Source organism: Salmonella sp. SG203, assembly GCF_013350575.1.
GTDB lineage: Bacteria > Pseudomonadota > Gammaproteobacteria > Enterobacterales > Enterobacteriaceae > Salmonella > Salmonella enterica.
The window spans coordinates 1-23,052 of the sequence record NZ_SNMT01000008.1 but is presented as its reverse complement, the minus strand read 5'-3'; the positions used below and the strand labels follow the sequence as shown (position 1 = coordinate 23,052).

Here is a 23,052-nt window from a genome sequence, read left to right as displayed (position 1 = left end):
TTAGTCTTAAGAGGATGAGGTAATTTACGTTAGTATTTCATTACTAATTATTCTTATTGTGCCACGTTATTTGGCAGGGTGAAAATTAAAACTCTGTACAGGCATGGTATTTTACCTGATATCGGTTGATTACCTCAAATTCAGAGGTGTAACCAATATAAATATCTGCATTTCTCTGGTTTTTCAGCATTCACCGAAACATAACTATTCCACTGGCATTATGTTTCCAGAGGAGTTGTGTAATTGCTTAATTGTGACAGGTGTCACAATTTTTCCTGCGATACGGAATTAGCCTGGGAAAGAGAATAATGGTTTGTTTTTAAGCAGCTCGCCGATGCGAAGATGTTGATGATAACAATTATTATTTGCGGGCGGTCAATTTAAAATGCTCGGCCCGGAATATTAATTAAAAACAGGAAGAAAAATGGTTACTGATTTATTACTCAGAATTGCACTGGCAGGGTTATTAGGTGGTCTGATTGGTCTTGAACGTCAGCTACGTGCTAAAGAAGCGGGGTTGCGAACACATATCCTGGTTGGTATTGGTAGCGCCATGTTTATGATTGTTTCCAAATATGGTTTTGAAGATATTCTGCTGGAAAGCCATGTCGCTTTAGATCCAAGCCGTATCGCTGCACAGGTGGTCAGCGGTATGGGGTTCCTGGGGGCAGGGACAATTATCATTCAGAAGCAAATCGTAAAAGGGTTGACCACAGCCGCTGGTATGTGGGTCACTGCGGCCATTGGCCTGGTGATAGGTAGCGGTTTGTACGAGATTGGTATTTACGGGGCTTTTCTGACTCTTGTTGTGCTGGAAGTGTTTCGTCAATTGAGTAATCGCTTGCTCAGCAGACACTGTGGATTGCTGGTCAAACTCAGCCCGCAGAGTGTTTCGAGGGTATTTACGATGCTGCAGACGATGTCAATCCGTTTTGATTTTCGGTCACTGAAAGAAAATCCGTCTGAAGATAAGGCATGGGAATTATTTCTGGTACTGACATTACGTCCCGGAAAATCAATAAGCAATCTTTGTCCGGAGATTCTGAAGATTGAAGGGGTGAAATCAGTCGCTATCAGATAAGTTGTTAGAGAATTATGGAGTTGTTGACCAACACCCGAAGTATGAAAAAAAGACACAGGCATCTATCTCTGAATGAAGATGTCCGTGTGCCTGAAGACAGCGGGTTATCTCTGAATCCAGAACATTATCATCGCATGTGCTCTGGTCACTGCAGATCCAATTATTATTCCCTGACATCAACAGATACCAGTTAGTCAAAACCAGCTTTTCTTTTAGCCAGTTCTGTTTTATTAACTCTAATGTATTTTTTAACCCTTTATACCTTTTCATCATGCCCAGTCGCTGAAGCTCGTTCAGTAAAATATGACAAAGAGATGGGATGTCTGTTGTGAATGGTTCCGGTAATTCGCACGATGGCGGGAGGACATATGCTGGCCCGGTTACAGGACTCAGACACCGGACCAGAAAAACTGGTGCGATGAATGCTATTTTTTTTCCATTTGAAGAGGCTGCGGTTACCCAGGTCAGAGTATGATAACGCAACGTTTCCTCATGTGAGTCTTCCTGATCAATATTACTATTGGTAATTTCATCCAGTCGAAACTGTATTGTCGCCAGATAATTATCTGGTGATGTAATTGATATTTGTTTACGCATTATTTAACTCCTGAAAGGAAGGTGCAGCGGGGATGATATTTGTACGGAGATGTTATTCAGAGTGGAATAAAAAAGAGGGACTCCAGGGTCCCTCAAAGCTTAATACACTTAAGTCTCATTTTGAAACCGTACCAAATCTTCATGAGGAGAACTGGTAGGAGCTTTCTTTATGATGTAGGTATGTTTAACAATACTGTGATTTAGATCTGATATTTGAACATACACAACGTATAGCTGGGGGGCGTCTTTAGTTTCGTCACTTAGTCAGGGAAAGATACTGGGGCTCTGTGTAATCGCTGCTGGTCGGAACGACAGGGCATTTTCCTGTAATAATTTATGCTCAGCGTCAGAATGTCCTGCCTGGGTTCTGTCCACTCTGAAGACGGTTATTTTTGTTTCATTACTCTGATACTGTTCATTCGTTATTCGGGTTGTATTGTATGCCTGACTGAGCAGAGTTTTCATTGTCTGGAAACACTTCTCCGGAAGTGAGTCGTGTCGGGAAAGGTAAAAAGTGTCCTGGTTGAGCATCAGTAGTGTCTGATATGAGTGGGGAGAAGTTTTGCTTCCAATCCATCTGAGAATTGTTGGTGGCGATGGCCTGCCGCTCAATTGTCGGGTCGCTGCCAGTTCACTTACTTGTCGGTAGACGGTATCCTGAAAACACCCTATTGTCTCAGGGCCTGGGCAGTCCAGCGTCAACCGAAATACAGCCAGACGTGGGTACTGGTCGATGGCCTGCTGAACTACCCGCTTTACTTGCTGCATTTCTGTCAGCTCATCGTTTAAATACTCCATAAGATTTCCTGAAATAACATGAGTGTTAAAGCGATCTTCATCATATTAAGGAAATACCCCATGCCCAATCAGTTCGCATCTGATTGCTTGTCAGTTTCTTCGATACTGTAGATGCCTGTTCCGCATGAAGTGCAATGCTTTTTCCCACTGTAATGATTTCCGCACCATACGCAATGCCAGAACAGCACCATTACGGGTGCATCCAGATTGCCGATGATTCTGCGTAGTTTTTGGCATCGGGCTTCGGCTTTCACTTCAGGATCGAGATGGGTACATTGCATCAGAACGTTCGTCGTCACTGTTCGCTGGTCATGTTCAAACCAGGGGGCCTCACCAGATGAACCCGCATGAAGTATCAACTGACAGCCACAGGAAGAGCAGGTCCATACCCTGCCTGGTGACTGCATCGCGTCTTTAGCAGTCACAATGTGCCCATCATGATTATTGGCAAGGTAACATTTCAGCATGCGCATGCCAGTACCCCGACCAGGATGTTATGTTCTGTAATGTATCTATCGGTCTGGCAGACCAGACTGCACCGTTTACCGTTGTGTGCCAGGAAGAATTTGGCAAACATCTTCAGACTCCTGAGGGCAGGCGCAAGTCATCCCGAAAAGGGAAGTCTGCGCCTTGCGATTAGATGGATTAAAGGGATTAAAAGGGGATTGGTGTGGCTGTCACATAATGGAATGCTGACGTAAAAAACTGTCAGGCTCAGAAATCGATACTTCGTCGGCGCACGGTTAACCGATGGTCAACTACTCCGTTACAGCCATACAGTAAGCGCGTATTTTTCTGCTCAATCCAGGTCGTATGCTCCGGTACATTGCGCATGCCGCCCGGTACCGGATCGCTGTTACGGACAGGTATCCGACCTTCACAGTGGTCGGGTGGCACGAATGTAATCCTCAGTCAGTGCCGATAAACCATTGAACTCTTTTTGTCGTGTATTGATCCATTTCTTCAGCGTGGCCGGAAGCAGCAGATGCAGTGCGTACCATGCTTCCGGCTCAATCCCTTTCACCAGCTCACACCAGCACAGCAACATCAGTGATTCACGTATACCGGGCTGTGGATACTGGCGGAAGAGCAGCGATAACTGCTCAGCAAGGGCACTGAGTCCCAGTCGGTAACATTCACTGCGCAACATCCCCGCCAGCGCTGGCCCCTCAGCACGTTTAATGATACGTCCCGCTACCGATTCTTCTTCCACACAAGCAGCCTGCGTTACCGTCAGCAAAAACTGCGGGATAATGAGCAGTCCGGTAAGCCCGTTTGGTAACGAGCAGGACGTCACGGTCAGCCTGTGCCACTTTTTAATTCCAGGCCGGCAGAGTCCATGAGTGACCTGCAGCCGGGTGAGGTCATCAAGCCAGGCCTGACAGTGCGCGGTAAAAATGGTTGAGTTCATCTGTAAATCCTTATCGTTGAATCGCATACAGCGCCGTTCCGCCAGTGTGAAGCGGTGCGGGAAGCGGCATCTGTGGAAAATAATGCGGGATTGGGGGAGGAGGATGTGCTTTCGTCTCTGGCATCAGTTGCCGGTAAACAGCAGGTATTCATCCATCATCAGGGTTAAAACGGGATCACTATCCTGGCGGTCACCCAGCCAGAGATACAGCGCGTCGTCTGGCTGTCCGACCAGACGCTCCAGCCAGTCGCAAGGGTCATCCCCGCACATCAAATCGCGCCAGCACAGCCAGACTATTTTGTGTCGGCTTTCCCGGCTGGTCAGTCGCTGTAACATCACCAGCAGTGCCCGTTGTACCGGGAACTGCTTCAGTCGGGCACATTCACTCAGCAATATGCCTTCCAGCATGGGATGGTGAAGCAGCAGCGTGGTATCTGAATCCAGCCGCGTGGACATGTCCTCTGTCACCGTGATGACCGGGGGTTGATTACCGCAGAACAACCGGTACAAAGCATGGGGTACCACGGCAGTGACCTGCCCCGTACCCGTGAAGCGGAGCGAACCTATGGTGAGTTGATGACTGGCCTGGATGTTCGGGTGACACAACCCATGTCGTACAGCCAGACGCGTGAAATCGTCCAGCCAGCGCTGGTAATGCTGCAACAGGAAGTCATGACGGGAATACGGTGTTTTCATGACAACGCCTCCACGGGAGTTACGGTAAGTTTGTGGGTCGTTGGCAGGGCGGAATTCTCCCCCCGGGATGCATCAATGCGGGCCTGCAGCCAGGCTTCGACTTCACTCTGTCGCCAGCGGGAACTACGACCAAACTTTATGGGTGCCGGAAACTCACCGTCTTTGATGAGCTTGTAGAACCATTTATCGGTTAACCCGGTGAGACGGGTAATGAAAGCCATATTGACGAACTGGTCTTCAGACAGGGAAGGTTTAATGGTCATGACGAGATTCTCCGGTAGCTAAATAAGTACCGGAGTCGTGTGATGAATCACTGTACCCTTCTCCGGCATAACAACCGGAACTGACGTAAAAAAGTGCGTCGTTTTATCGAAGCCCTCGCGGTCTGCCCAGTCCACTGGCGGGTGGTACCTCGCTGGCCCCGTAGTAAGTCTGCCCGTGTTTTGATTTCTCCTTGGCGAGATAGCTGATGATGTAGCGCAGGTTGTTGATGGCTGCAGCATCATCGTAATTGACGGGGCGGGTGATATCGGCTTCGTAGCATTTTTTGGGATCACAGCGATTGTGGTGCCCCTCACCCTGTGTAATCTTCTGCCAGGCAGCCCCCGCCTGTTCAGCCACCGGAAAGGTGGCCTGGTTATGGTGACCATCAAGATACATCACGATATGGGCATGGCATTTGTGTCGGGAAGTACACTCCAGCACCCAGAAGTGACCTACAATGTTGCTCTCTGACATCAGATGTTCTGTTAACTGGCGTACCTCCCTTTCTGTCTCGTACCATCCGTGATGGTTATAACGCCATGTGTCATTCTGATAGAACACATCGAGTCTGAGGGGCTGAAGGCGGGAGTAACGTTCCAGTAGCTGATCAAGATGGTGGTTCAGTAACGACAGCAGGAACCAGTTCATCGTGTATTTGCGGTTCCAGGGCCAGGGAAAGTCCATGATTTAATCCTCTGTAGTGTGTGTACAAAGGAAGGTGGTGATATGTAATTTTTATGCAGGAAAGTCACAGTATTTCTGTTTACTGAGCAGTACTGTGGGGACAGGAGATATACAGACGGGTTAAGCGGATCACAGTGGGAGGGGATATGAAGAGGAATTTCTTAAAACATGAAGACCTTAATTATACTAAAAACCCAAATGTTCGTTCCTGGTATCCAGGCTGTCCTGACAGCATCATGTTCAGTATTTTTACGTGAGAGCATATTACTATGAATTGATAACGAAAGAGAAAGATCAAAAAAATAAACTTGTTGATAATGAAGGTGTTTAAGGTTAATTGTTATGCACTTTCCAAAAAATGCTTAATAGGTGATTGGCATGTCAGAACGAATCACTTTCAATGTAACCAATTCTGAGACTCTGCGTGTTGTTGATGAATACAGCAAAAAACAGAAGATCTCACGATCGCAGGTTATTTCCACATTGCTGGATGCCACCGTTCCGGTACTGAAAGATATTAATCGCTATTATCAGCTTGCGGACGAACTTAAGGCCCGATTACTGTCTGGTGTCTACCAGCAGGATTTGCCTCGCCGAAGAAATGTTGTGACTGCTGAAAAGTACTGCATGGAGATCTGGGAAAGTAAGCTCCAGGTTGGAAAAGGGTATGACTTTGACAGCGTCAATGGCAGGGTGCATGTTCGCGAACATAAACGACACTACCGTCGGGATAATGCAGTTGGCAGGGTCGAAAATCGACATATCAAAGAGCTCTGTCAGTTTATCCTGGAGAGGTCAGAACAGGATGCCCGTTACGCCTGTTTTATCTATACCGAAAGGATTATATTTGCTGATGCCGGGACCTCAGAACTCTCCTCATCGCCAGTCAAATTTGCGGCAGGTGACGCTGTGATTTTGCTGGCAAAAGATGTGGTTTTTAACGAGTTTTTCTTTGATATAGGTAAGGCGCTTTTTATCAATGTGGTTGATCTTATGTCATACGGTACAAGTGGTATCCCGGAGACGACAGGAGATCCACGAGTTCACTGCTGGGTGCCAATCCTGTTTAGTGGGAAAAATGCCGTGATAGTACCTGTGTACCTGATTGACCCTGCTACGGCCCCGACGTTAAGAAAACCAGACAACATAATAGTGGTCTACCACGGTAAAAAATAACGTTGATTCTTATTCCTGCCATGCGTTTTCATCTATCCCGTGGCAACCATAGACTCATCCAGGTTGAATTACCTTGTGCCGGTGAAAGTCAGCAATGTGATAAAGAATATATTGCGCTGCAGTGTAGACGCTCTGTCTGACATGAACCGGAGTTCCAAGCATAAGTATTGATATCTGATACGCACCAGCGCGTAAAGGCAGTTGGTGTGATCTGGATGTAGCGTAATAAGATAGGTTTTTGCTGTACTCATCACCGTGACCGCTTCCGAAGAAGATATAATTTCTCTTGCCAAGACTGATGGCTTGTAGCGTTCATTCTGGCATGTTGTTGCCTGGTTCTGCCAGACCTGTACTGGCTTAATGGTTACATACGGCACAGGGGTTAAATAATCGATTTTTCACACCTGTAGGTGCGTAGCGCCACGGGCCCTAAAGATACGATCTTATGTCAGATAATGCCGTAAGCTCTTAGACAGTGGCTCCTGATTGCATAGGTGTTCAGGGTATTGATAAATTCGCATAATTCATCCGTGTAAGAAAACCACTCTCGACCAAGCCCCTTCTGATCCAACCTGTATTTTTTAAAGAAAAGATGTAATGCGGATTCTGTCTCAATACCCCCTGCGGGTATTATGGAGATAAGACTCAGGCTGGTATTATGTTGTTGCTTCAAGGTATCCACGCGTTGCCTGAGATTACCTGATATTCCAATCTTGACTCTTTCCTGAGGTTCATCCAGTAAAAAGTACACATCCGTTTCACCATTTAGATAGGGCTCGTAATCAAGCCATGGAGCGGTGAATTCATTGTTATTACTGATGTCAGGTGACAGAAGCAGGGGAAGTGCTGCCTGCCAGGCCTGCTCCAGACATTTTTCCTGCTGTTTTTGCAAAAAGGGTTGCATCAGAGCAGTACAAGCAACGTGGGTTCCCAGTGGTATGTAAGATCCATGACGCGAAGGAGCAAACTGTCCTGTTGGCATCCAGGTATGCCGAATTTCCAGCTTATCGCCAACCGTCTCCGGTACACTTCTCAGGCCGATCTCCTTGCCCTGATAGGAGGCCACTAGTTTCTGAGGCAAATGCCATTTCAAAAAACTTAAAGGTAGATTGTGGGCATGCTGCTTTTCAGGCTGATGTTTTTTTATAAACGCCTGATATTCGACACTCCCCAGCGCTTGTGCAATAAATCGAATTTTTTCGCTATCGCTCTGTGCCTTTAGCCATGAATACGCTATTTTTCCGGCTTTGTTCATCTCATTTTCTTCCTTTCTTCAATGAGGTCAATGCGGTAAACGGGAGATCGATACCAAAATCATGTTTATGACCATTTTGACTAAACGACCACTTTTCTTCTCCCCCGCGATTAAGTAACTCTCTGTATAAGTGATTGAGCCCCACACGACCGTTGGGGGCTGCTTTTTTCTGATGGTAATCCAGCGCGCTATAATTATTAATGCAACAAATCTTAACGGTACCATCGTAACCCAATCCGATAAATTGCTTCACGAGGTAGGCCAGATAGCCGATCATATAGTCTTGAAACCATGGGCGTGAAAATACTCTGTCACAGGCATGTGGCAGGTAGGCATCATGAATATCTAAATCCCACTCCCGGCTTAAGATGGTGACCTGCTTGCCATTAAAGTGGTAATAGGCATAAAAGCGCACACCAAATACCCAAGGTTCCAGCCAAGGATTATTGGTCGGGATCTGTTTGTGATGTCCTGCTAATACCCGGCTGACCGTTTCATCATAAAATTCAAGCAGTTCAATGATGTCTTTAACTGTCGTGGGAGGAAAATCCTCGCATTCACGTATTACAGCCGACATGACTTTACCGGATACCCGGGAAATATGGCCTTCAGCGATCTTACGTATCAAGCTTTCCGGCACATGGCGGTCAGGATGAATGGCATTTTGCAATTCTGCGATATACGGTGCCAGAAGCTGGCTAAAAACACGCTTTTCTTCATGGCTGGCAAGGCCATAGAACGACATGTACTTATCGCTAAGCTGACCAAATACTGTGCTGAGTTCCGACCAGTTATGGCAGTTATAGCGTAATGCCACTGCATCCCGGGCGTAGCTTAGATTGATATTGAGCGACCGTGAAAGGTATTTAGCGTGGGCTTTTGCTTCAGCGCATGTAGGGAATTGTTTCATGGTTTAAGTCTCTAATCTGTCTTATGTGCTCACGAACCATAAGAATCAAAGACACTTAACCAAAAAAGATTTGATAAGTCTGCGCTGCATTCCGCTTTGGCCGTGAGCTGCCGGGTCGCGCTAACCTTGTGCTTAACGTATTGGAAAGTAGCACCATTGTCAACGGAGCCATTGACCATGCCGGACTAACAGAGGGGTTAGACATGAAGCGAGGTGCGATGCTGTCAGGCATCAGGTGAAGTGCTAAAGGTCCGCTGTGAGCGAAAAGCGGAAGTTCTCATTTCTTATTATCAGAACGTTGTTCAGAACAAACATCGAGATGTGTGAATCCACTGGAAGCAAGTCAGGTCAAATTGTGTGAATCTCGTAGCGTAAAATGAGTGCAGTAAAGGTATACTAACCGGAGATCTAAACGTTGTGAAAATGAAGGTGAATACTGCATAGCCCCAACGGTCCTATTATTCCTGGAAATGAATGCAGATTTGAGATGAGGGAAGAATATTGAAAGTCAAAAACATAGAAATCAACAACATCGGTGGAATAAAGAACCTAAAAATATCTTTTTCCGAGGCGATGAATATCATTTGCGGACCTAACGGGATAGGTAAATCGACTATACTTGATGCAATTGCATTTATGTTCATCAGACATGGATCGAATATCAAAAAAAACGTTATGAGTGAGGAGGATGGTAATGTAAAAATTGCTATTCTTTTTGACGACTCAGTTACCGAATTCATTTCAAACGTTGAGCCCACAGCCCCGGGTGTACAACCAGGTTATCATACTCAAATACCTGATATTCGCTATCTTATTCGCTTCGATATCGAAAGAAATCTCCCCTATTCCAGACTTTCCAATATTGGTGAAGATCCCGAAAGAGATGAAAGTAACATTTCTCATCAGAACAGTAAAGGTGTTTTATTTAACGATTTAAAAGGGTGGCTTGGTAAGCGCTATCTGCTGGAAGATTCACAAAAAGGAATATTCACGGAAAACTCAAAAAGAAATCTATCGCTGGCACTCTCATGCATTTATCAACTAAACCAAGATTATAGTTTCAGTCGTATTGATGGGCGTAATTTCGATATCTTTGTGAATACTCCTAATGGAGAAATATGGTACGAGTATCTTTCATCTGGATTCAAATCCTGCATGGCAATCATCATTGGAATTATCAAAGAGATTGAGCTTCGCTTTATCAAAGAAGATATTTATGCAGCTGATTTCGATGGCATCATTATTATTGATGAAATTGAGATGCATCTCCATCCTGAATGGCAAGCACGCATCACTGAAGTGATAACGAGAATGTTCCCTCAAACACAGTTTATTGTGACTACCCATAGCCCACATGTAGTACAGAATGGTAAGCCTGAGCAGATCATTGCATTGGAACAGGCAGAAAATGGTGAGACCAAGGTGCGCAGTCATACGGGGCGTGAGAATGGCTATACGGGCTGGACTATTGATGAAGTGCTGCGCGATGTGATGGGGATGGAAAGTACATTAAGTAAAGAGCTTGAGCATAAGCTCCAAGAATTTTATCGTTACATCGATGCGGAGGATCATGAAAATGCCCGCGTATCTTATATGTATCTGGACACTATCTTGCATCCGAAGAACGTGCTGCGAAAATCTTTAAGTATGAGCATTGATATGTTAGAGGACAGCGGGGAAGACTCATGATTAAGGTCGACCGTAATTTCACGCCTGTCTTTTTTCATCCTAATAAGGTTGCTCAACTAACCCAATTATATAAATCCAATAAAACTCATGTGTGGCAGAATCAGGATGTTAAAGACGCATGCCTTACGTTAGGGAATAATAAGTGTGTCTATTGCGAAGTAATTCTTAATCAGAAAAGCACATATCTAGAAATAGACCATTTCAAGCATAAAGATGATTATCCAGATGATGTCATAGAGTGGAATAATCTCTTACCTGCTTGCCGACACTGCAATGGTACAAAAAGTGATCATGATGTCGTTGCCGAGCCTATTATCAATCCTGCCGTCGATAATCCAGCAGATTACATTTATTTAAAAGCTTATAGATTGAAGGGAAGAAATCCGACGGGTGTTATGACCGTAGATGTTCTTAATTTAAACGACAGTGAACATTATGTTACGGAACGCTGTAAAGTTGGCACACTTATTGAAGAATGGATTGAAAAAGCAGAGGAAAGATTAAAAAACTATCTGGCTTCTCCAATTCCTGCAAGGAAAAGAGAGTTAAATAAAATTGTTAGGGCCCTTTTGAATCAGTGTCAGAAAAGCGCACTTTTTTCAGCAGTTTCGTCAACAACACTTCATGACAGTGAAGAGTATGCGACGATCCGAACTACTATGGAGGCTCTAAATATCTGGTCGGAGCTGTTTGAGGAATTACATCAGAATTCTTTGGCGCTCAGACTTCCCACTTCAAAGTAAAAAAAGATTGCTTCTCCCATTAGAGCCTTTTTTCCTCCAACTAGGCTCTAACGGATATAACCTGATCTTTCTCTACATAGAATACTATTGTCCCAGTTTCCGCTTCTGGCACTAAACGGACATCGTTCAGTCCTATACTGCACAAGGTCATTTACGTATTAATCTAAAATTCCAAATAATTTCAGACAGATATTATCTTCGTGAATCTCCCGCATCTTTTCCGGATTGCGGGGCTTGTTATTTTTCACGCTGAGATCTTCGTATGCAAAAGTTGGACGGCCTTAAGGCCTTTGAGCAACCCTTGTCTTCACTGCCACACCCGCTTCGAAAACTTATCCTTGCACGTCTTCGCAGTCTCACGCAGTACGAGCCGGTAATCGGTATCATGGGTAAAACTGGAGTAGGGAAGTCGTCGCTCTGTAATGCCCTGTTCCAGGGCGAAGTCACACCGGTCAGCGATGTGAAAGCCTGCACACGTGATGTGCTGCGCTTTCGGCTCTGCAATGGCAATCACAGTCTGATGGTTGTTGATTTACCTGGTGTGGGCGAAAGCGAGCAACGCGACGAGGAATATACAGCACTGTATCGTCACATCCTGCCGGAACTGGATTTAGTGCTGTGGGTTATCAAAACCGATGACCGGGCGCTGTCGGTGGACGAGCAGTTCTGGCTCGGGGTAATGCAACCTTATCAGCAACAGGTGCTGTTTGTGCTGAACCAGGCCGACAAAATCGAACCCTGCCACGAATGGGATACCCGTACCAGCACGCCTTCAGCACAGCAACGGGTTAATCTTCAGGAAAAGCAGGCCGCCATTGCTGTGATGTTTCGCCCCCGTCATCCGGTCTGTGTTGTGTCAGCCTGTAGTGGATGGGGCGTTGAGGAGATGGTGGCAACCATGATGCGCTGCCTGCCGGATCGAGCCACCAGTCCGGTAGCGACGCAACTGCACGGGAGGCTATGCACAGAGCCGGTAAAGTCGCAAGCCCGTAACGATTTCGGTGAAGCGGTGGGGAGGGTGTTTGATACGGCAGAATCATCGTCGCTCCTGCCCGCTCCCCTTAAAACTGTGATTCGTACCGTACGTGATGCTGTGGTATCGGTTGCCCGGGGCGTCTGGGACTGGATTTTCTTCTGACGCTATGCAGGCAAGGCAATAATGCGGGGACATACCCTGTCCGTTTATGGCGGATTTATACCGGGTAAAGAGCTGAATTCCCGGGCAGACCGCGCCCTTCCTTGAATCGACCGATTTAAAAAATCGTCTTTCTGTGTCCATACCCTGCCATACCCCCTTGTTACACTAATCCGCATCTTTTCAGAGAATTAGCTTACCGGAGAACGAAGTCTTATGACTCAGGCTGAACGTCGCCATGACCGGCTTGCGGTCAGACTGTCGATGATTATTGGTCGTCTGGTAGCGGGTGAAACGCTGGATATGTGCAAACTGGCCGCCGAGTTTGGTGTGTCGGTCCGCACCCTGCGCCGGGATTTCCGCGAACGACTGATGTATCTGGACCTCGATTATCGTCAGGGCCGGTGCCGTCTGCTGTCCGGCAGTCGCCAGAGGGAACTGGTAGTAATGACTTTTGCCCGCCAGTCAGGCGTCGAAGCGCTGTTTCCGGAACTGGATGGTCATCTTGTCAGTTCACTTCTTGGTGGTTCGGGCGAATCACCCTGTCTCATCTGGCAGGGGCGCGCTTCTCCGGCTGTAACCGATAGTGGAGTCTTTACCCGGCTGGTGAATGCCGTCCAGGAATGCAGGAAAGTGACCTTGCGATGCAACGGATGTTGCTATACAGATGTCGCTCCCTACCGACTGGTTCTGTATGACGGTGGCTGGTATCTGACAGGAACGCACCAGACTCGCATTATCGCGCTGCCACTGGCGGATATTCGGGCGGTCACTTCTCATCCCGACAGCTTTACTCCTGATGCCAATATGCGGGACATCCTGTCTCGCTCCGAATTTTTACAAGCGCTACCTCATTTTCATGTTTTTCATTCACTGCTCGGTGACGGCAGTTACGGGCAACTTATCCATAAGGAACAGGTATGAAATTACTCAACACAGCCTTAATGGCTATTGCCGTTGGGTTTAACATCAACCATGTGCAGGCTGATGTCTTCAGTGGCTTCCAGGGGAGTATCGATGGCGGGATCCCTGCCTACACTCGCGATATCAATGCGAATAACAAGCCTTACTGGTGTACTCAGCGTAAGTTGCTGCAGAAGAGTTGTTCCGTTGTCTCCATCTCTTCCAATAAGCGGGTTGCCATCGTTACCAGCCACACTGGTAGTAAGGCCTGCCCAGGTGGCTTCTACGGCGTCGTAGACCGTGCTAACGGTGACGCGATGGATGTCTTTCCAACCCAAGGTCAACTGAACATCGACCAGGTCTGTTCTACCGATTTTAAAGTGGGCTTTATTAAACCTACTAACCGTAACACCCTGGCGTCTGTTGCTTTGTACTACAAAGGCAAAATCGTCGAGGTTCTCGACTATTCAGAATAAAATAAAAAGAGGTGGTGTCATGAAACGTTACTTATCTGTCTTGTTCGCCGTACTGGCATTCACTGGCGTCGCACACGCGATCCCTAATATGTGGGCCAGCGGTTTTGGTATGGGGGTGACGGAATACATTATCAGTAGCCCCGAGAAGGTCATTTTTAACCTCAACTGCACCGGTAATCCGGATGAGCAAAACATTCTGCAGCATGGCGTATTAATAACCCTGCCCAATGGTACGATGCTGGATTCTCACGATGACGGGACAGAAATAACGGTGGTCATGGATAACAGCCAGTATCCGTTACCTTCCTCCCTCGGCTGGCGAAACGGTGACAATGCCTGGGTGTCATTTATTGACGCGCTGGGTCAGTCGTCTAATTTCGATGTCTACGTCAACAATAACAAAGTTGGCTCCTTCAGTCCGGGCCTGAAAAATACGCAAAAAGAGCTGTCTGACCTCAGTGAGTGCCGGACCACACACTACAGCGATTAATCCTTCACATTTCAGTCCTCTACAGCCCGCAACATACCAACACCAGATAGCAACAGGCCATGCTCCTTCGGGAACATGGCTTTTTTTGTTTTTATTTCATTATCAGATAAGGAGTTACCCATGCGATTAGCCAGCCGCTTTGGCCGTATAAACCAGATACGCCGTGACCGACCTCTGACCCACGAAGAGCTGATGAGTCATGTCCCCAGCGTGTTCGGGAGTGACAAACATGAGTCTCGTTCAGACCGTTATACCTACATCCCTACCATTACCATCCTCGAAAGCCTGCAGCGTGAAGGCTTTGAGCCGTTCTTTGCCTGCCAGACGAAGGTCCGGGACCAGAGCAAGCGGGAGCATACCAAGCATATGCTGCGTCTGCGTCGAGCCGGGCAACTTACCGGGCATCAGGTACCGGAAATCATCCTGCTCAACAGCCATGACGGCTCCTCGAGCTACCAGATGCTGCCGGGACTGTTTCGCGGCGTCTGTACCAACGGCCTGGTCTGCGGCCAGTCATTCGGAGAAGTGCGGGTATCGCATAAAGGTAATGTCATCGAGAAGGTGATTGAAGGGGCTTACGAAGTGCTCGGGGTCTTTGACCGGGTGGATGAGAAACGAGATGCAATGCAGTCTCTGGCGCTACCTGTACCCGCCCGTCACGCACTGGCGAATGCTGCACTGAAGTATCGATTTGGTGAGGACCACCAGCCGGTCACGGTATCGCAGTTGCTGACTCCGCGTCGTCGGGAGGACTACAGCGATGACCTGTGGACCGTATACCAGCGCGTGCAGGAGAACCTGATGAAAGGTGGTCTGTCAGGGCGAACCGCACAGGGGAAAAACAGCCGCACGCGTGCTGTTACCGGTATTGATGGCGATGTGAAGCTCAATCGTGCTCTGTGGGTGATGGCAGAAAACATGCTCGAGTTTTTCGGGCGTTAAACAACCGTTCCGGCATAAGGAGATAGTTTAATGGATACACACAACCCTGAGTTCGCTGAGCAGGCGGCAATTACTGCCTCGGTGGTCCCTGACGAGCTACGCATCGGCTTCTGGCCGCAGCACTTTGGCTCAATCCCGCAATGGATAACTCTTGAACCTCGCATTTTCGCTTGGATGGATCGCTTCTGTGACGAGTACTGCGGTGGAATCTGGTCCTTTTACACGCTCAGTAATGGCGGTGCGTTTATGGCCCCTGATGCTGACGGTGACGATAAATGGCATCTGTTCAATGGCATGAACGGCAATGGTGCGGAAATAAGCGGAGAGGCTGCCGGTATTGCGCTCTGCCTGATGGCATATAGCCACCATTCCTGTCGCACTGAATGCGATGCCATGACGGATCACTATTACCGCCTGCGGGATTACGCTCTGCAGCACCCTGAATCCCACGCCATTTTTCGCATTATTGATTAAGGATATTCATGATGGAACAGTCACTTATCCCACAGACTCTGGCACTTCCACTGACAGCAAAACTTACGGTAAAACGCGCCTTAACCCTGCTTGACCGACACCTGCGCGAAACAGGCGTGGCATTCACCTCCACTCAGGCTGCCCGTGACTGGCTGAAACTGAAAATGGCGGGGCTGGAGCGCGAAGAGTTTATGGTGCTGTATCTGAACCAGCAGAACCAGTTGATTGCCCACGAAACCCTGTTTGCCGGTTCCATCAGCAGCACCGAGGTACATCCTCGTGAGGTGGTCAAGCGCGCCCTGTACTTCAATGCGGCAGCAGTGATTCTGGCGCATAACCACCCCTCCGGCGACACCACGCCCAGCCAGGCAGATAAGACCATCACGCAGCGTCTGGTGCAGGCGCTTCAGCTCGTTGATATCCGTATGCCTGACCATTTCATCGTCGGTGGCACGCAGATATTGTCGTTCGCTGAACACGGTCTGCTTTGAGGTATTACATGAAAATTATCAGTAAACGCCGGGCGATGACGATTTACCGTCAGCATCCGGCCTCCCGCATTTTTCGATACTGTACCGGCAGATACCAGTGGCACGGCAGTGTCTGTCATTACACCGGTCAGGTAGTTCCTGACATTCCCGGCGTGCTGGCGGTATACGCCGAACGCCGCCAGGACCGCAACGGGCCTTATGCCTGCCTGATGAGTATCACCCTGAACTGACAATAAAGGAGAAGCCCGATGAGCAGTAATGTCACATGGGGACTGCAGCGTGATATCACGCCGCGCCTGGGAGCCCGTCTGGTACAGGAGGGCAACCGGCTGCACTATCTGGCTGACCGGGCAAGCATCACTGGTAAATTAAGTGACGCCGAATGCCGGAGGCTGGATGAAACATTCCCGCACTTTATCAGTCAGATGGAGTCGATGCTGACCACTGGTGAAATGAATCCCCGCCATGCCCACTGCGTCACCCTGTACCACAATGGTTTTACCTGCGAAGCCGATCCCCTTGGCAGTTGCGGCTACGTATACATCGCTGTTTATCCCAGTCAACGCTAACTAATTTCACGAGAGCAAACATGAAAACTCTACCTGCTACAATTTCGCGTGCGGCGGAACCCTGCCTGTCGCCCGTGGCTGTCTGGCAAACTTTACTGACACGCCTGCTGGAACAGCACTATGGTCTGACACTGAACGATACGCCGTTCAGTGATGAAACCGTTATAAAGGAACATATCGATGCCGGTATCACTCTCGCTAATGCCATTAACTTTCTAGTGGAAAAGTACGAACTGGTTCGTATCGATCGCAGAGGGTTTAGCTGGCAAGAACAAACGTCATATCTCACGATTATTGATATCATGAGGGCCCGCTGCGATCTGGGTTTATTAAATCGTAATTAGTCTGATGCTAATGGTGTCGCTGCTTTCGAGTATGCCTGCCATTTGCTATCATCTCGCTTCCTGCTGATTTATCGACAAAGGTAATTACTTGAATTCAAAGTCTCTGTGCTTTGGGGGTATCTTTGGGGGTGTAAATTAAGATATAACTTGAAAATTCTATATTTTTCAGGTTGTTGGTGGGTGTGTTCGATTCCCTTCGCCCGCTCCAGACAAATACCTTCTAATATCTACTAACTCCACGAATTTATAGCAATTTTCCGTGTCGGCCCCACAGTACACAGGGTTTCAATACCTATGTCGGACGGCTATTATCAGCTGGCGACTCCGGTAATGACTTTATCATTCAGCCCGCAGCACAACGATGCCCGGTCTGGAATGCATGTATTCCATAAACGGTGTGTCCACCACTTTTCTGTTTGCGGCCAATGAGGAGGCGTTCCTGAACCACACCTGTTCATCATGGCGAACTACGATACCCACATGTGAAACGTCCAGCCCGTCAAGCGGGGAGTAGACACCGATATAATCCCCGTTTTTTAGGTGGTTCATGACCTGCTGGTTGATGGCTCTTCCGGGAATGTAATTTATTTTACGAGGATGGATGCCCAGACCAGGAATGTACTCGCCGCCATCAGGTTTATGGTTAAGCTGCTTGTCAACAACGACATAATCAGGGCTGATATCCGGCGTTACATCCCGTGCATTACGCGGTGCTGCGGCGAACCAGTCAGAGAAGAAGTGCCGGCGGCTGAGATAAGCAACTTTGCCCGCGGCGTAGCGAGTCCTGGCAAGATTATGCAGAAACGATTTCTGATTATCGCTGCGGGCCAGGGCTTCAACGTAATCAGCCAGGGTAAAGCAGTCCACGCCGTTGAAATTCGCTACAAGGACTTCGGGGATGCCGAGCCCACCGATGAGCGTATCCGCCTGATAAGGTGTTCCGAGAAAAGCAGACGATACGCGGCTGATAACTTCTCCATGGTTTTCGCCTTTATAAGGAATGACATCCGACTGGATAATCCGGCTTATTTTTTCTGCCGTAACGCTGTCCATGCTGGTCTGATATTTTTCTGTGCCAGGGACGGCACAGGCCGTCAGATGCGCCGACATAAGCAAAATTGTCCATGCATTTACCTTCATTATCATCTCCGGAAAGGTTCAAATCCCTTTTTTACCTTTACCGGAAATGGTTGTGATGGATACAGAAAAACGCCAGAGGTTGATTACAGGTTGAGTAATATGAACGCTGATGATGATAAATGTGAAGATCATCATACGACTTTATTCGCCGTTGTTTTTTGCCTGATCGTCAAAGCCAACATGCCCCTTCAGGCTGGCGATACATACCGGTCAAATCCGTGCCGAACTGGCCCGCAAGGGAACACCTGTCGGGCCTTATGACCAGATGATTGCTGGCCATGCCCGTAGCCGCGGACTGGTCGTCGTCACAAACAATCTCCGCGAATTTGAACGCATTCCGGGTATCCGAATAGAAGACTGGTGCTAATTTCTGCATCAGATGTTATCCCCGGATTCAAACTCTTTTCCAGATTTAGTGGCACAGTCAATTTGGTTACCTGCTTAATGGTGGTTTGCATCACATTTTTAGCTGGTGGTATTTTTTTATGTTGACTGGAGATATCTGCCAACAGCATAACTTTTACAGCCAGATAATAAATAAAAGAGTACCAAAATGTCGTATTCTGACATGTTTACGAAGGGAGTACCGCTCCCTTCTTTTTTTGTTTCCTGGATACTCACTGAACAATGCCGTTACTGCCCGATAACTGCCGCCCCCTCCCTCTCCATAGCCGTTTCCTGCAACTTAAATCACAGACGTTGATTTACCAGGCCGATATGCCTTCTTTCCCGTTATATACCCTTCATACTTCAAGTGGCTTATGTGTTGGCTACGGATTACCCGGCCCATCCATGGGCCTCGCCCTGACGGGCCGTCGCACGCGACGTTCAAATCTGCTCCCGGCAGATTTGTCGCTTACCCCAGTCACATCGTTATCTATGCTCCAGGGGACTCACTCCCTTGCCGCCTTTAAGCAACTCAAATTATTTTGGGTATATATCAGTGAACTTCTATTTTTGTCAGTTTTTATTTTTCAGTTTATTTATTATTAAATACTGTTTCTGGCCTGGATATATTTTCGTGAATAGCCTCCCGACAGCCGGAGATAAAGGTATTTGCTGGCGTAACAGCGCTCATAAATTAAAAGATTTATTTATAGTTTGTTATCACGGAAAGATTTTAACTTAATACATGCCAGTAAGGCATCAGGTAAAAATAACCGGAGAGAAGAAGATGAACAAAATGCTATTAGCCGGAAGTGCCGGTATTGTTCTGCTGTCTGCTGCAGCCAGTCCGGTATGGGCAGACGATAATGCCAGTACATTTTCACTTGGATACGCCCAGTCCCATACAAATCACGCCGGGACGTTGCGTGGGGTTCGGCTGGCAAACAACTATGAAATGTCACCGGACTGGGGGCTGACAACCTCATTTGCCTGGCTAAATGGAAGCCAGCGCTATTCCGATGAAAGCAGTAATGGTCGTGTAACAACCCGTTATTACTCCCTGCTTGCAGGCCCCTCATGGAAAATAAATAACCAGTTAAGTCTGTATAGTCAAGTGGGCCCCGTATTATTGCATCAGCGTGATCACGGGATAAATGAGTCTGATAGTAAGGTCGGATATGGTTATTCTGCTGGCGTGGCTTATACCCCGGTCAGTAATGTCGCTATAACTCTGGGTTATGAGGGCGCGGATTTTGATGCTACCCATAACAGCGGAAGCCTTAATAGCAACGGCTTCAATCTTGGCGTGGGTTACCGGTTCTGAATAGGATAATCCGATAAAAAATGTTACTTTGTGGAGATGATGGATTATGAAAAGCCATATTATGCCAGGCGTTGCGCTGATGGTTATCCTGTTTTCAGGAAATATTATGGCCGCAACAAACATGACTGATAACGTTACTCTGAATAATGACAAGATATCCGGACAGGCCTGGCAGGCCATGCGTGATATCGGAATGTCGCGATTCGAGTTGTTTAATGGTCGGACCCAAAAGGCGGAACAACTGGCTGCGCAAGCAGAAAAACTCCTGAACGATGACAGCACTGACTGGAATCTGTATGTCAAATCAGATAAAAAAGCCCCAGTTGAAGGAGACCACTATATTCGGATAAATTCATCGATTACGGTAGCAGAAGATTATCTCCCTGCGGGCCAGAAAAATGATGCTATTAATAAAGCAAACCAGAAAATGAAAGAAGGAGATAAAAAAGGGACTATAGAGGCCCTGAAACTAGCAGGCGTCAGTGTTATTGAAAATCAGGAACTCATTCCTCTTCAGCAAACCCGTAAGGATGTGACCACCGCGCTTTCCTTGATGAACGAAGGAAAATACTATCAGGCAGGTCTGTTACTGAAATCAGCTCAGGATGGCATAGTTGTAGACTCTCAGTCAGTTCAGGAATCACCCACGGCCCCCGTGCAGCACGACGCCGCGCATTAATATCCCCCAGCCTGCTGTATACATTACAGCAGGCAGCATTATGTCTGACAGCTATTACCAGTTTGTTCTTTGCTGTCGGCATTGTTTTTAAATTTCATCCGCGAAGTTCAGAAATGTCAGGGTACCTGCATTTATATCTATTGTGATGCCCATCACAAATACAGAAGAATATCATTCAATTTATTATTTTTTATTCCTTCCACTTATGATGGTTCATAATGATTTATTAAGTTAATGTTTTGGAATTAAATGCCTTTTACTTGCGTTATATCTAGTTTTTTATGCTGCCAGTAATTTCATTGTTATATATGATTAGTATTATGTTTTGTAAATATCCAGTGTAATGGAAAAGCAAAACATACATTCCCGATAACATATTACAAAACATTTCATGTCCGCTGCGAATATCTGTCTGTTAGGTATTCACCCGCTTATAATTACATTAAAAAATATTTCTTTGATGATTATTCTTAAATTACGATCATAATCATCGATCGTATCGATCTATTTTTATTGTTTTAATTTGAATAAGAATTTTCTTACAACTGATTAGGCATTAGCTGAAATCAATATTTTTCGATGGAAAGTTCAGGTGCTTCGTTTAACACCAGGCGTTTATTATTCATACGAATCTTTTCTGAACGCTTTCATTAATACCCTCAGAGTTGTTTTCAGCCTTTGCAAAATAATTCTCATTCACCCAAAGGACATATTATCTATGCGTAATAAAATAATACTTGCCATGGCGGCTGCCGGTATGATGTATGGCGCTTCTGTATTTGCCGCCGATACTACACCCACAGCAGGCCCGTTCGGCTCAGGTAAAATTCTTTTCACTGGTACCATCACCAACTCACCCTGTGATATCGCACCGGGCGACGATGCGATCACCGTTCCGTTTGGACAGATTTCTTACCGTAAACTGAATACCGCCGACGCAACCACGGACTCAAAACCGTTCACCATTCATCTGCAGAACTGCGCCTTCGATCCGAATGAAACTACAATAGCCGGCTCCGCAGGGAAAATGTCTAAAGTAACCGTCTCTTTCAGTGGCACAGCTGATACCTCAGGTAAAGCTTACGTCAGCACCGGCAAGGCCCAGCATGTTGGTGTCCAGCTACTGAAGAGTGACAACACCACAATTATCGAGCCCAACACCCCAATGCCGGATACCGACGCCCAGCAACTGCAGGCCGGGAATAACGAACTCAACTTCTTTGCCCGCCTGATAGCCCTGACAGATGCCGCAACTCCTGGCGATGTTAACGCCTCCGTCACCTACACCCTGAAATACCTGTGATTTTACGCGGTAAATAACGACAGAGAGAAGCCGTCCACGGAGGGGATCGGACGGCTTTTATATCTGACTGTGCCTGCGGGCTGTCTGTTACACGGACGACAACACGAAAGCGCCATGCCATGAAAATTACCCGGCTTGCCATTCTGATTACCCTGACATTTTCCGTCCTGAAGTCGCAGGCCACGGAGTTCAATGCCAGCCTGCTGGACAGCGGGAACCTGTCTAACGTGGACCTCACGGCCTTCAGCCGCGAGGGGTATGTGGCGCCCGGTAACTATATTCTCGATATCTGGCTCAATGACCAGCCGGTACGGGAACAGTATCCGGTCAGGGTTGTACCGGTTGCCGGACTCGACGCGGCCGTCATCTGTGTGACAACAGACATGGTGGCCATGCTGGGTCTTAAGGATAAGATTATTCATGGCCTGAAACCCGTTACCGGTATCCCGGACGGGCAATGCCTTGAGCTGCGCTCCGCTGACAGTCAGGTACGGTACAGCGCTGAAAATCAGCGTCTGACCTTCATTATCCCCCAGGCCTGGATGCGTTATCAGGACCCGGACTGGGTGCCCCCTTCACGCTGGAGCGATGGCGTCACCGCCGGCCTGCTTGATTACAGCCTGATGGTCAACCGCTATATGCCGCAGCAGGGGGAAACCTCTACCAGCTACAGCCTCTACGGCACCGCCGGGTTTAATCTCGGCGCCTGGCGATTGCGGAGCGATTACCAGTACAGCCGTTTTGACAGTGGGCAGGGCGCATCACAGTCCGATTTTTATCTGCCGCAGACGTATCTGTTCCGTGCCTTGCCAGCACTGCGCTCAAAACTGACGCTCGGACAGACGTACCTCAGCTCCGCTATTTTTGACTCCTTCCGCTTTGCTGGGCTCACTTTGGCCAGCGATGAGCGCATGCTGCCGCCCTCTCTTCAGGGGTATGCCCCGAAAATTAGCGGCATTGCGAACAGTAATGCACAGGTCACCGTCAGCCAGAATGGTCGCATTCTGTACCAGACCCGGGTGTCGCCGGGGCCTTTTGAGCTTCCCGACCTGAGCCAGAATATCAGCGGCAACCTGGATGTCAGCGTCCGG

The 23,052-nt window shown here is 47.6% G+C and carries 28 protein-coding genes and 2 pseudogenes; 19 read left to right on the top strand and 11 right to left on the bottom strand.

Translation table 11 applies throughout. From position 1 onward, the window contains the following. The first annotated feature begins 424 nt into the window (after nt 1-424). Nucleotides 425-1,081, top strand: a complete 657-nt coding sequence (locus tag HV477_RS13205; protein ID WP_175065062.1) for an MgtC/SapB family protein — start codon at nt 425-427, stop codon at nt 1,079-1,081. Nucleotides 1,082-1,093: 12 nt separating this feature from the next. Here the strand turns inward: HV477_RS13205 and HV477_RS13200 are convergent, their stop codons facing one another. The 8 genes and pseudogenes from HV477_RS13200 to HV477_RS13165 form a co-directional block, all read right to left on the bottom strand. Continuing rightward, complete coding sequence (locus HV477_RS13200; RefSeq protein ID WP_175065061.1) at nt 1,094-1,678, bottom strand: hypothetical protein; 585 nt, start codon at nt 1,676-1,678, stop codon at nt 1,094-1,096. A gap of 264 nt (nt 1,679-1,942) precedes the next feature. Beyond that, nucleotides 1,943-2,476: a hypothetical protein gene (locus HV477_RS28415; protein WP_254621660.1), complete on the bottom strand. Its 534-nt coding sequence runs from the start codon at nt 2,474-2,476 to the stop codon at nt 1,943-1,945. A gap of 68 nt (nt 2,477-2,544) precedes the next feature. After that, nucleotides 2,545-2,949: a putative zinc ribbon protein gene (locus HV477_RS13190; protein WP_175065060.1), complete on the bottom strand. Its 405-nt coding sequence runs from the start codon at nt 2,947-2,949 to the stop codon at nt 2,545-2,547. 241 nt (nt 2,950-3,190) lie between these two features. Then, the gene (locus HV477_RS13185; protein WP_175065059.1) at nt 3,191-3,373 is read right to left on the bottom strand and encodes a hypothetical protein; all 183 of its coding nucleotides are present in this window, start codon (nt 3,371-3,373) and stop codon (nt 3,191-3,193) included. Next, on the bottom strand, nt 3,354-3,887 hold the full coding sequence (locus tag HV477_RS13180; protein WP_175065058.1) for a secretoglobin family protein: 534 nt from the start codon (nt 3,885-3,887) through the stop codon (nt 3,354-3,356). Before HV477_RS13180 ends, HV477_RS13185 begins: the two co-directional genes overlap by 20 nt. 123 nt (nt 3,888-4,010) lie before the next feature. Continuing rightward, nucleotides 4,011-4,583: a hypothetical protein gene (locus HV477_RS13175; RefSeq protein WP_175065057.1), complete on the bottom strand. Its 573-nt coding sequence runs from the start codon at nt 4,581-4,583 to the stop codon at nt 4,011-4,013. Between the two features lie 62 nt (nt 4,584-4,645). Further along, nucleotides 4,646-4,846: pseudogene (locus HV477_RS13170) on the bottom strand (helix-turn-helix transcriptional regulator); the annotation flags it as partial. Between the two features lie 103 nt (nt 4,847-4,949). Further along, nucleotides 4,950-5,531: an inovirus-type Gp2 protein gene (locus HV477_RS13165; RefSeq protein ID WP_175065055.1), complete on the bottom strand. Its 582-nt coding sequence runs from the start codon at nt 5,529-5,531 to the stop codon at nt 4,950-4,952. Between the two features lie 378 nt (nt 5,532-5,909). Between HV477_RS13165 and HV477_RS13160 the strand changes: the two genes are divergently transcribed. Next, nucleotides 5,910-6,707 (top strand): hypothetical protein, encoded by a 798-nt coding sequence (locus HV477_RS13160; protein ID WP_175065054.1) that lies wholly within the window; start codon nt 5,910-5,912, stop codon nt 6,705-6,707. A 448-nt stretch (nt 6,708-7,155) separates the two neighbouring features. On the opposite strand, the gene HV477_RS13155 is transcribed toward HV477_RS13160, so the two are convergent. Both HV477_RS13155 and HV477_RS13150 read right to left on the bottom strand, forming a co-directional pair. After that, nucleotides 7,156-7,962: a GIY-YIG nuclease family protein gene (locus HV477_RS13155; RefSeq protein ID WP_001608817.1), complete on the bottom strand. Its 807-nt coding sequence runs from the start codon at nt 7,960-7,962 to the stop codon at nt 7,156-7,158. A 1-nt stretch (nt 7,963) separates the two neighbouring features. Then, the gene (locus HV477_RS13150; RefSeq protein ID WP_175065053.1) at nt 7,964-8,872 is read right to left on the bottom strand and encodes a hypothetical protein; all 909 of its coding nucleotides are present in this window, start codon (nt 8,870-8,872) and stop codon (nt 7,964-7,966) included. A gap of 501 nt (nt 8,873-9,373) precedes the next feature. Here HV477_RS13150 and HV477_RS13145 point away from each other — a divergent pair. From HV477_RS13145 to HV477_RS13090, 12 genes are all read left to right on the top strand, one after another. Then, complete coding sequence (locus HV477_RS13145) at nt 9,374-10,561, top strand: AAA family ATPase (RefSeq protein WP_175065052.1); 1,188 nt, start codon at nt 9,374-9,376, stop codon at nt 10,559-10,561. Beyond that, nucleotides 10,558-11,304 (top strand): HNH endonuclease, encoded by a 747-nt coding sequence (locus HV477_RS13140; RefSeq protein WP_175065051.1) that lies wholly within the window; start codon nt 10,558-10,560, stop codon nt 11,302-11,304. Before HV477_RS13145 ends, HV477_RS13140 begins: the two co-directional genes overlap by 4 nt. Nucleotides 11,305-11,566: 262 nt before the next feature. After that, on the top strand, nt 11,567-12,442 hold the full coding sequence (locus HV477_RS13135) for a GTPase family protein (RefSeq protein ID WP_175065050.1): 876 nt from the start codon (nt 11,567-11,569) through the stop codon (nt 12,440-12,442). A 213-nt stretch (nt 12,443-12,655) separates the two neighbouring features. After that, a complete protein-coding gene (locus tag HV477_RS13130) occupies nt 12,656-13,363 on the top strand; it encodes a YafY family protein (RefSeq protein WP_175065049.1) in 708 nt (235 codons plus the stop codon). Further along, entirely contained in the window at nt 13,360-13,818 is a 459-nt protein-coding gene (locus HV477_RS13125; protein WP_175065048.1) for a hypothetical protein, read from the top strand. Before HV477_RS13130 ends, HV477_RS13125 begins: the two co-directional genes overlap by 4 nt. A gap of 19 nt (nt 13,819-13,837) precedes the next feature. Further along, nucleotides 13,838-14,308: a hypothetical protein gene (locus tag HV477_RS13120; RefSeq protein ID WP_175065047.1), complete on the top strand. Its 471-nt coding sequence runs from the start codon at nt 13,838-13,840 to the stop codon at nt 14,306-14,308. Between the two features lie 120 nt (nt 14,309-14,428). After that, nucleotides 14,429-15,250 (top strand): DUF932 domain-containing protein, encoded by an 822-nt coding sequence (locus tag HV477_RS13115; protein WP_057950967.1) that lies wholly within the window; start codon nt 14,429-14,431, stop codon nt 15,248-15,250. A 30-nt stretch (nt 15,251-15,280) separates the two neighbouring features. After that, nucleotides 15,281-15,724, top strand: coding sequence for an antirestriction protein (locus HV477_RS13110; RefSeq protein ID WP_020839081.1), 444 nt, complete (start codon nt 15,281-15,283; stop codon nt 15,722-15,724). 8 nt (nt 15,725-15,732) lie between these two features. Beyond that, entirely contained in the window at nt 15,733-16,215 is a 483-nt protein-coding gene (gene radC / locus HV477_RS13105) for a DNA repair protein RadC (RefSeq protein ID WP_023193097.1), read from the top strand. An 8-nt stretch (nt 16,216-16,223) separates the two neighbouring features. After that, a complete protein-coding gene (locus tag HV477_RS13100; RefSeq protein WP_016151535.1) occupies nt 16,224-16,445 on the top strand; it encodes a DUF987 domain-containing protein in 222 nt (73 codons plus the stop codon). Between the two features lie 18 nt (nt 16,446-16,463). Beyond that, the gene (locus tag HV477_RS13095; protein WP_175065046.1) at nt 16,464-16,784 is read left to right on the top strand and encodes a type IV toxin-antitoxin system YeeU family antitoxin; all 321 of its coding nucleotides are present in this window, start codon (nt 16,464-16,466) and stop codon (nt 16,782-16,784) included. Nucleotides 16,785-16,804: 20 nt separating this feature from the next. Then, complete coding sequence (locus tag HV477_RS13090) at nt 16,805-17,128, top strand: TA system toxin CbtA family protein (RefSeq protein WP_020839085.1); 324 nt, start codon at nt 16,805-16,807, stop codon at nt 17,126-17,128. 339 nt (nt 17,129-17,467) lie between these two features. Here HV477_RS13090 and HV477_RS13085 read toward each other — a convergent pair whose 3' ends face one another. Further along, on the bottom strand, nt 17,468-18,274 hold the full coding sequence (locus tag HV477_RS13085) for a DUF1460 domain-containing protein (protein WP_077910616.1): 807 nt from the start codon (nt 18,272-18,274) through the stop codon (nt 17,468-17,470). Nucleotides 18,275-18,464: 190 nt separating this feature from the next. Here HV477_RS13085 and vapC point away from each other — a divergent pair. The 5 genes and pseudogenes from vapC to HV477_RS13060 all read left to right on the top strand — a co-directional run. After that, a pseudogene (vapC, locus tag HV477_RS13080) lies at nt 18,465-18,635 on the top strand (tRNA(fMet)-specific endonuclease VapC); the annotation flags it as partial. Between the two features lie 807 nt (nt 18,636-19,442). After that, complete coding sequence (locus HV477_RS13075; RefSeq protein WP_001038500.1) at nt 19,443-19,979, top strand: STM3031 family outer membrane protein; 537 nt, start codon at nt 19,443-19,445, stop codon at nt 19,977-19,979. A 46-nt stretch (nt 19,980-20,025) separates the two neighbouring features. Continuing rightward, complete coding sequence (locus HV477_RS13070; protein ID WP_023233801.1) at nt 20,026-20,658, top strand: YfdX family protein; 633 nt, start codon at nt 20,026-20,028, stop codon at nt 20,656-20,658. Between the two features lie 718 nt (nt 20,659-21,376). Beyond that, nucleotides 21,377-21,961: a fimbrial protein gene (locus HV477_RS13065; RefSeq protein WP_023233802.1), complete on the top strand. Its 585-nt coding sequence runs from the start codon at nt 21,377-21,379 to the stop codon at nt 21,959-21,961. Between the two features lie 119 nt (nt 21,962-22,080). Next, a partial coding sequence (locus HV477_RS13060) for a fimbria/pilus outer membrane usher protein (RefSeq protein WP_175065045.1) occupies nt 22,081-23,052 on the top strand: 972 nt, incomplete at its 3' end.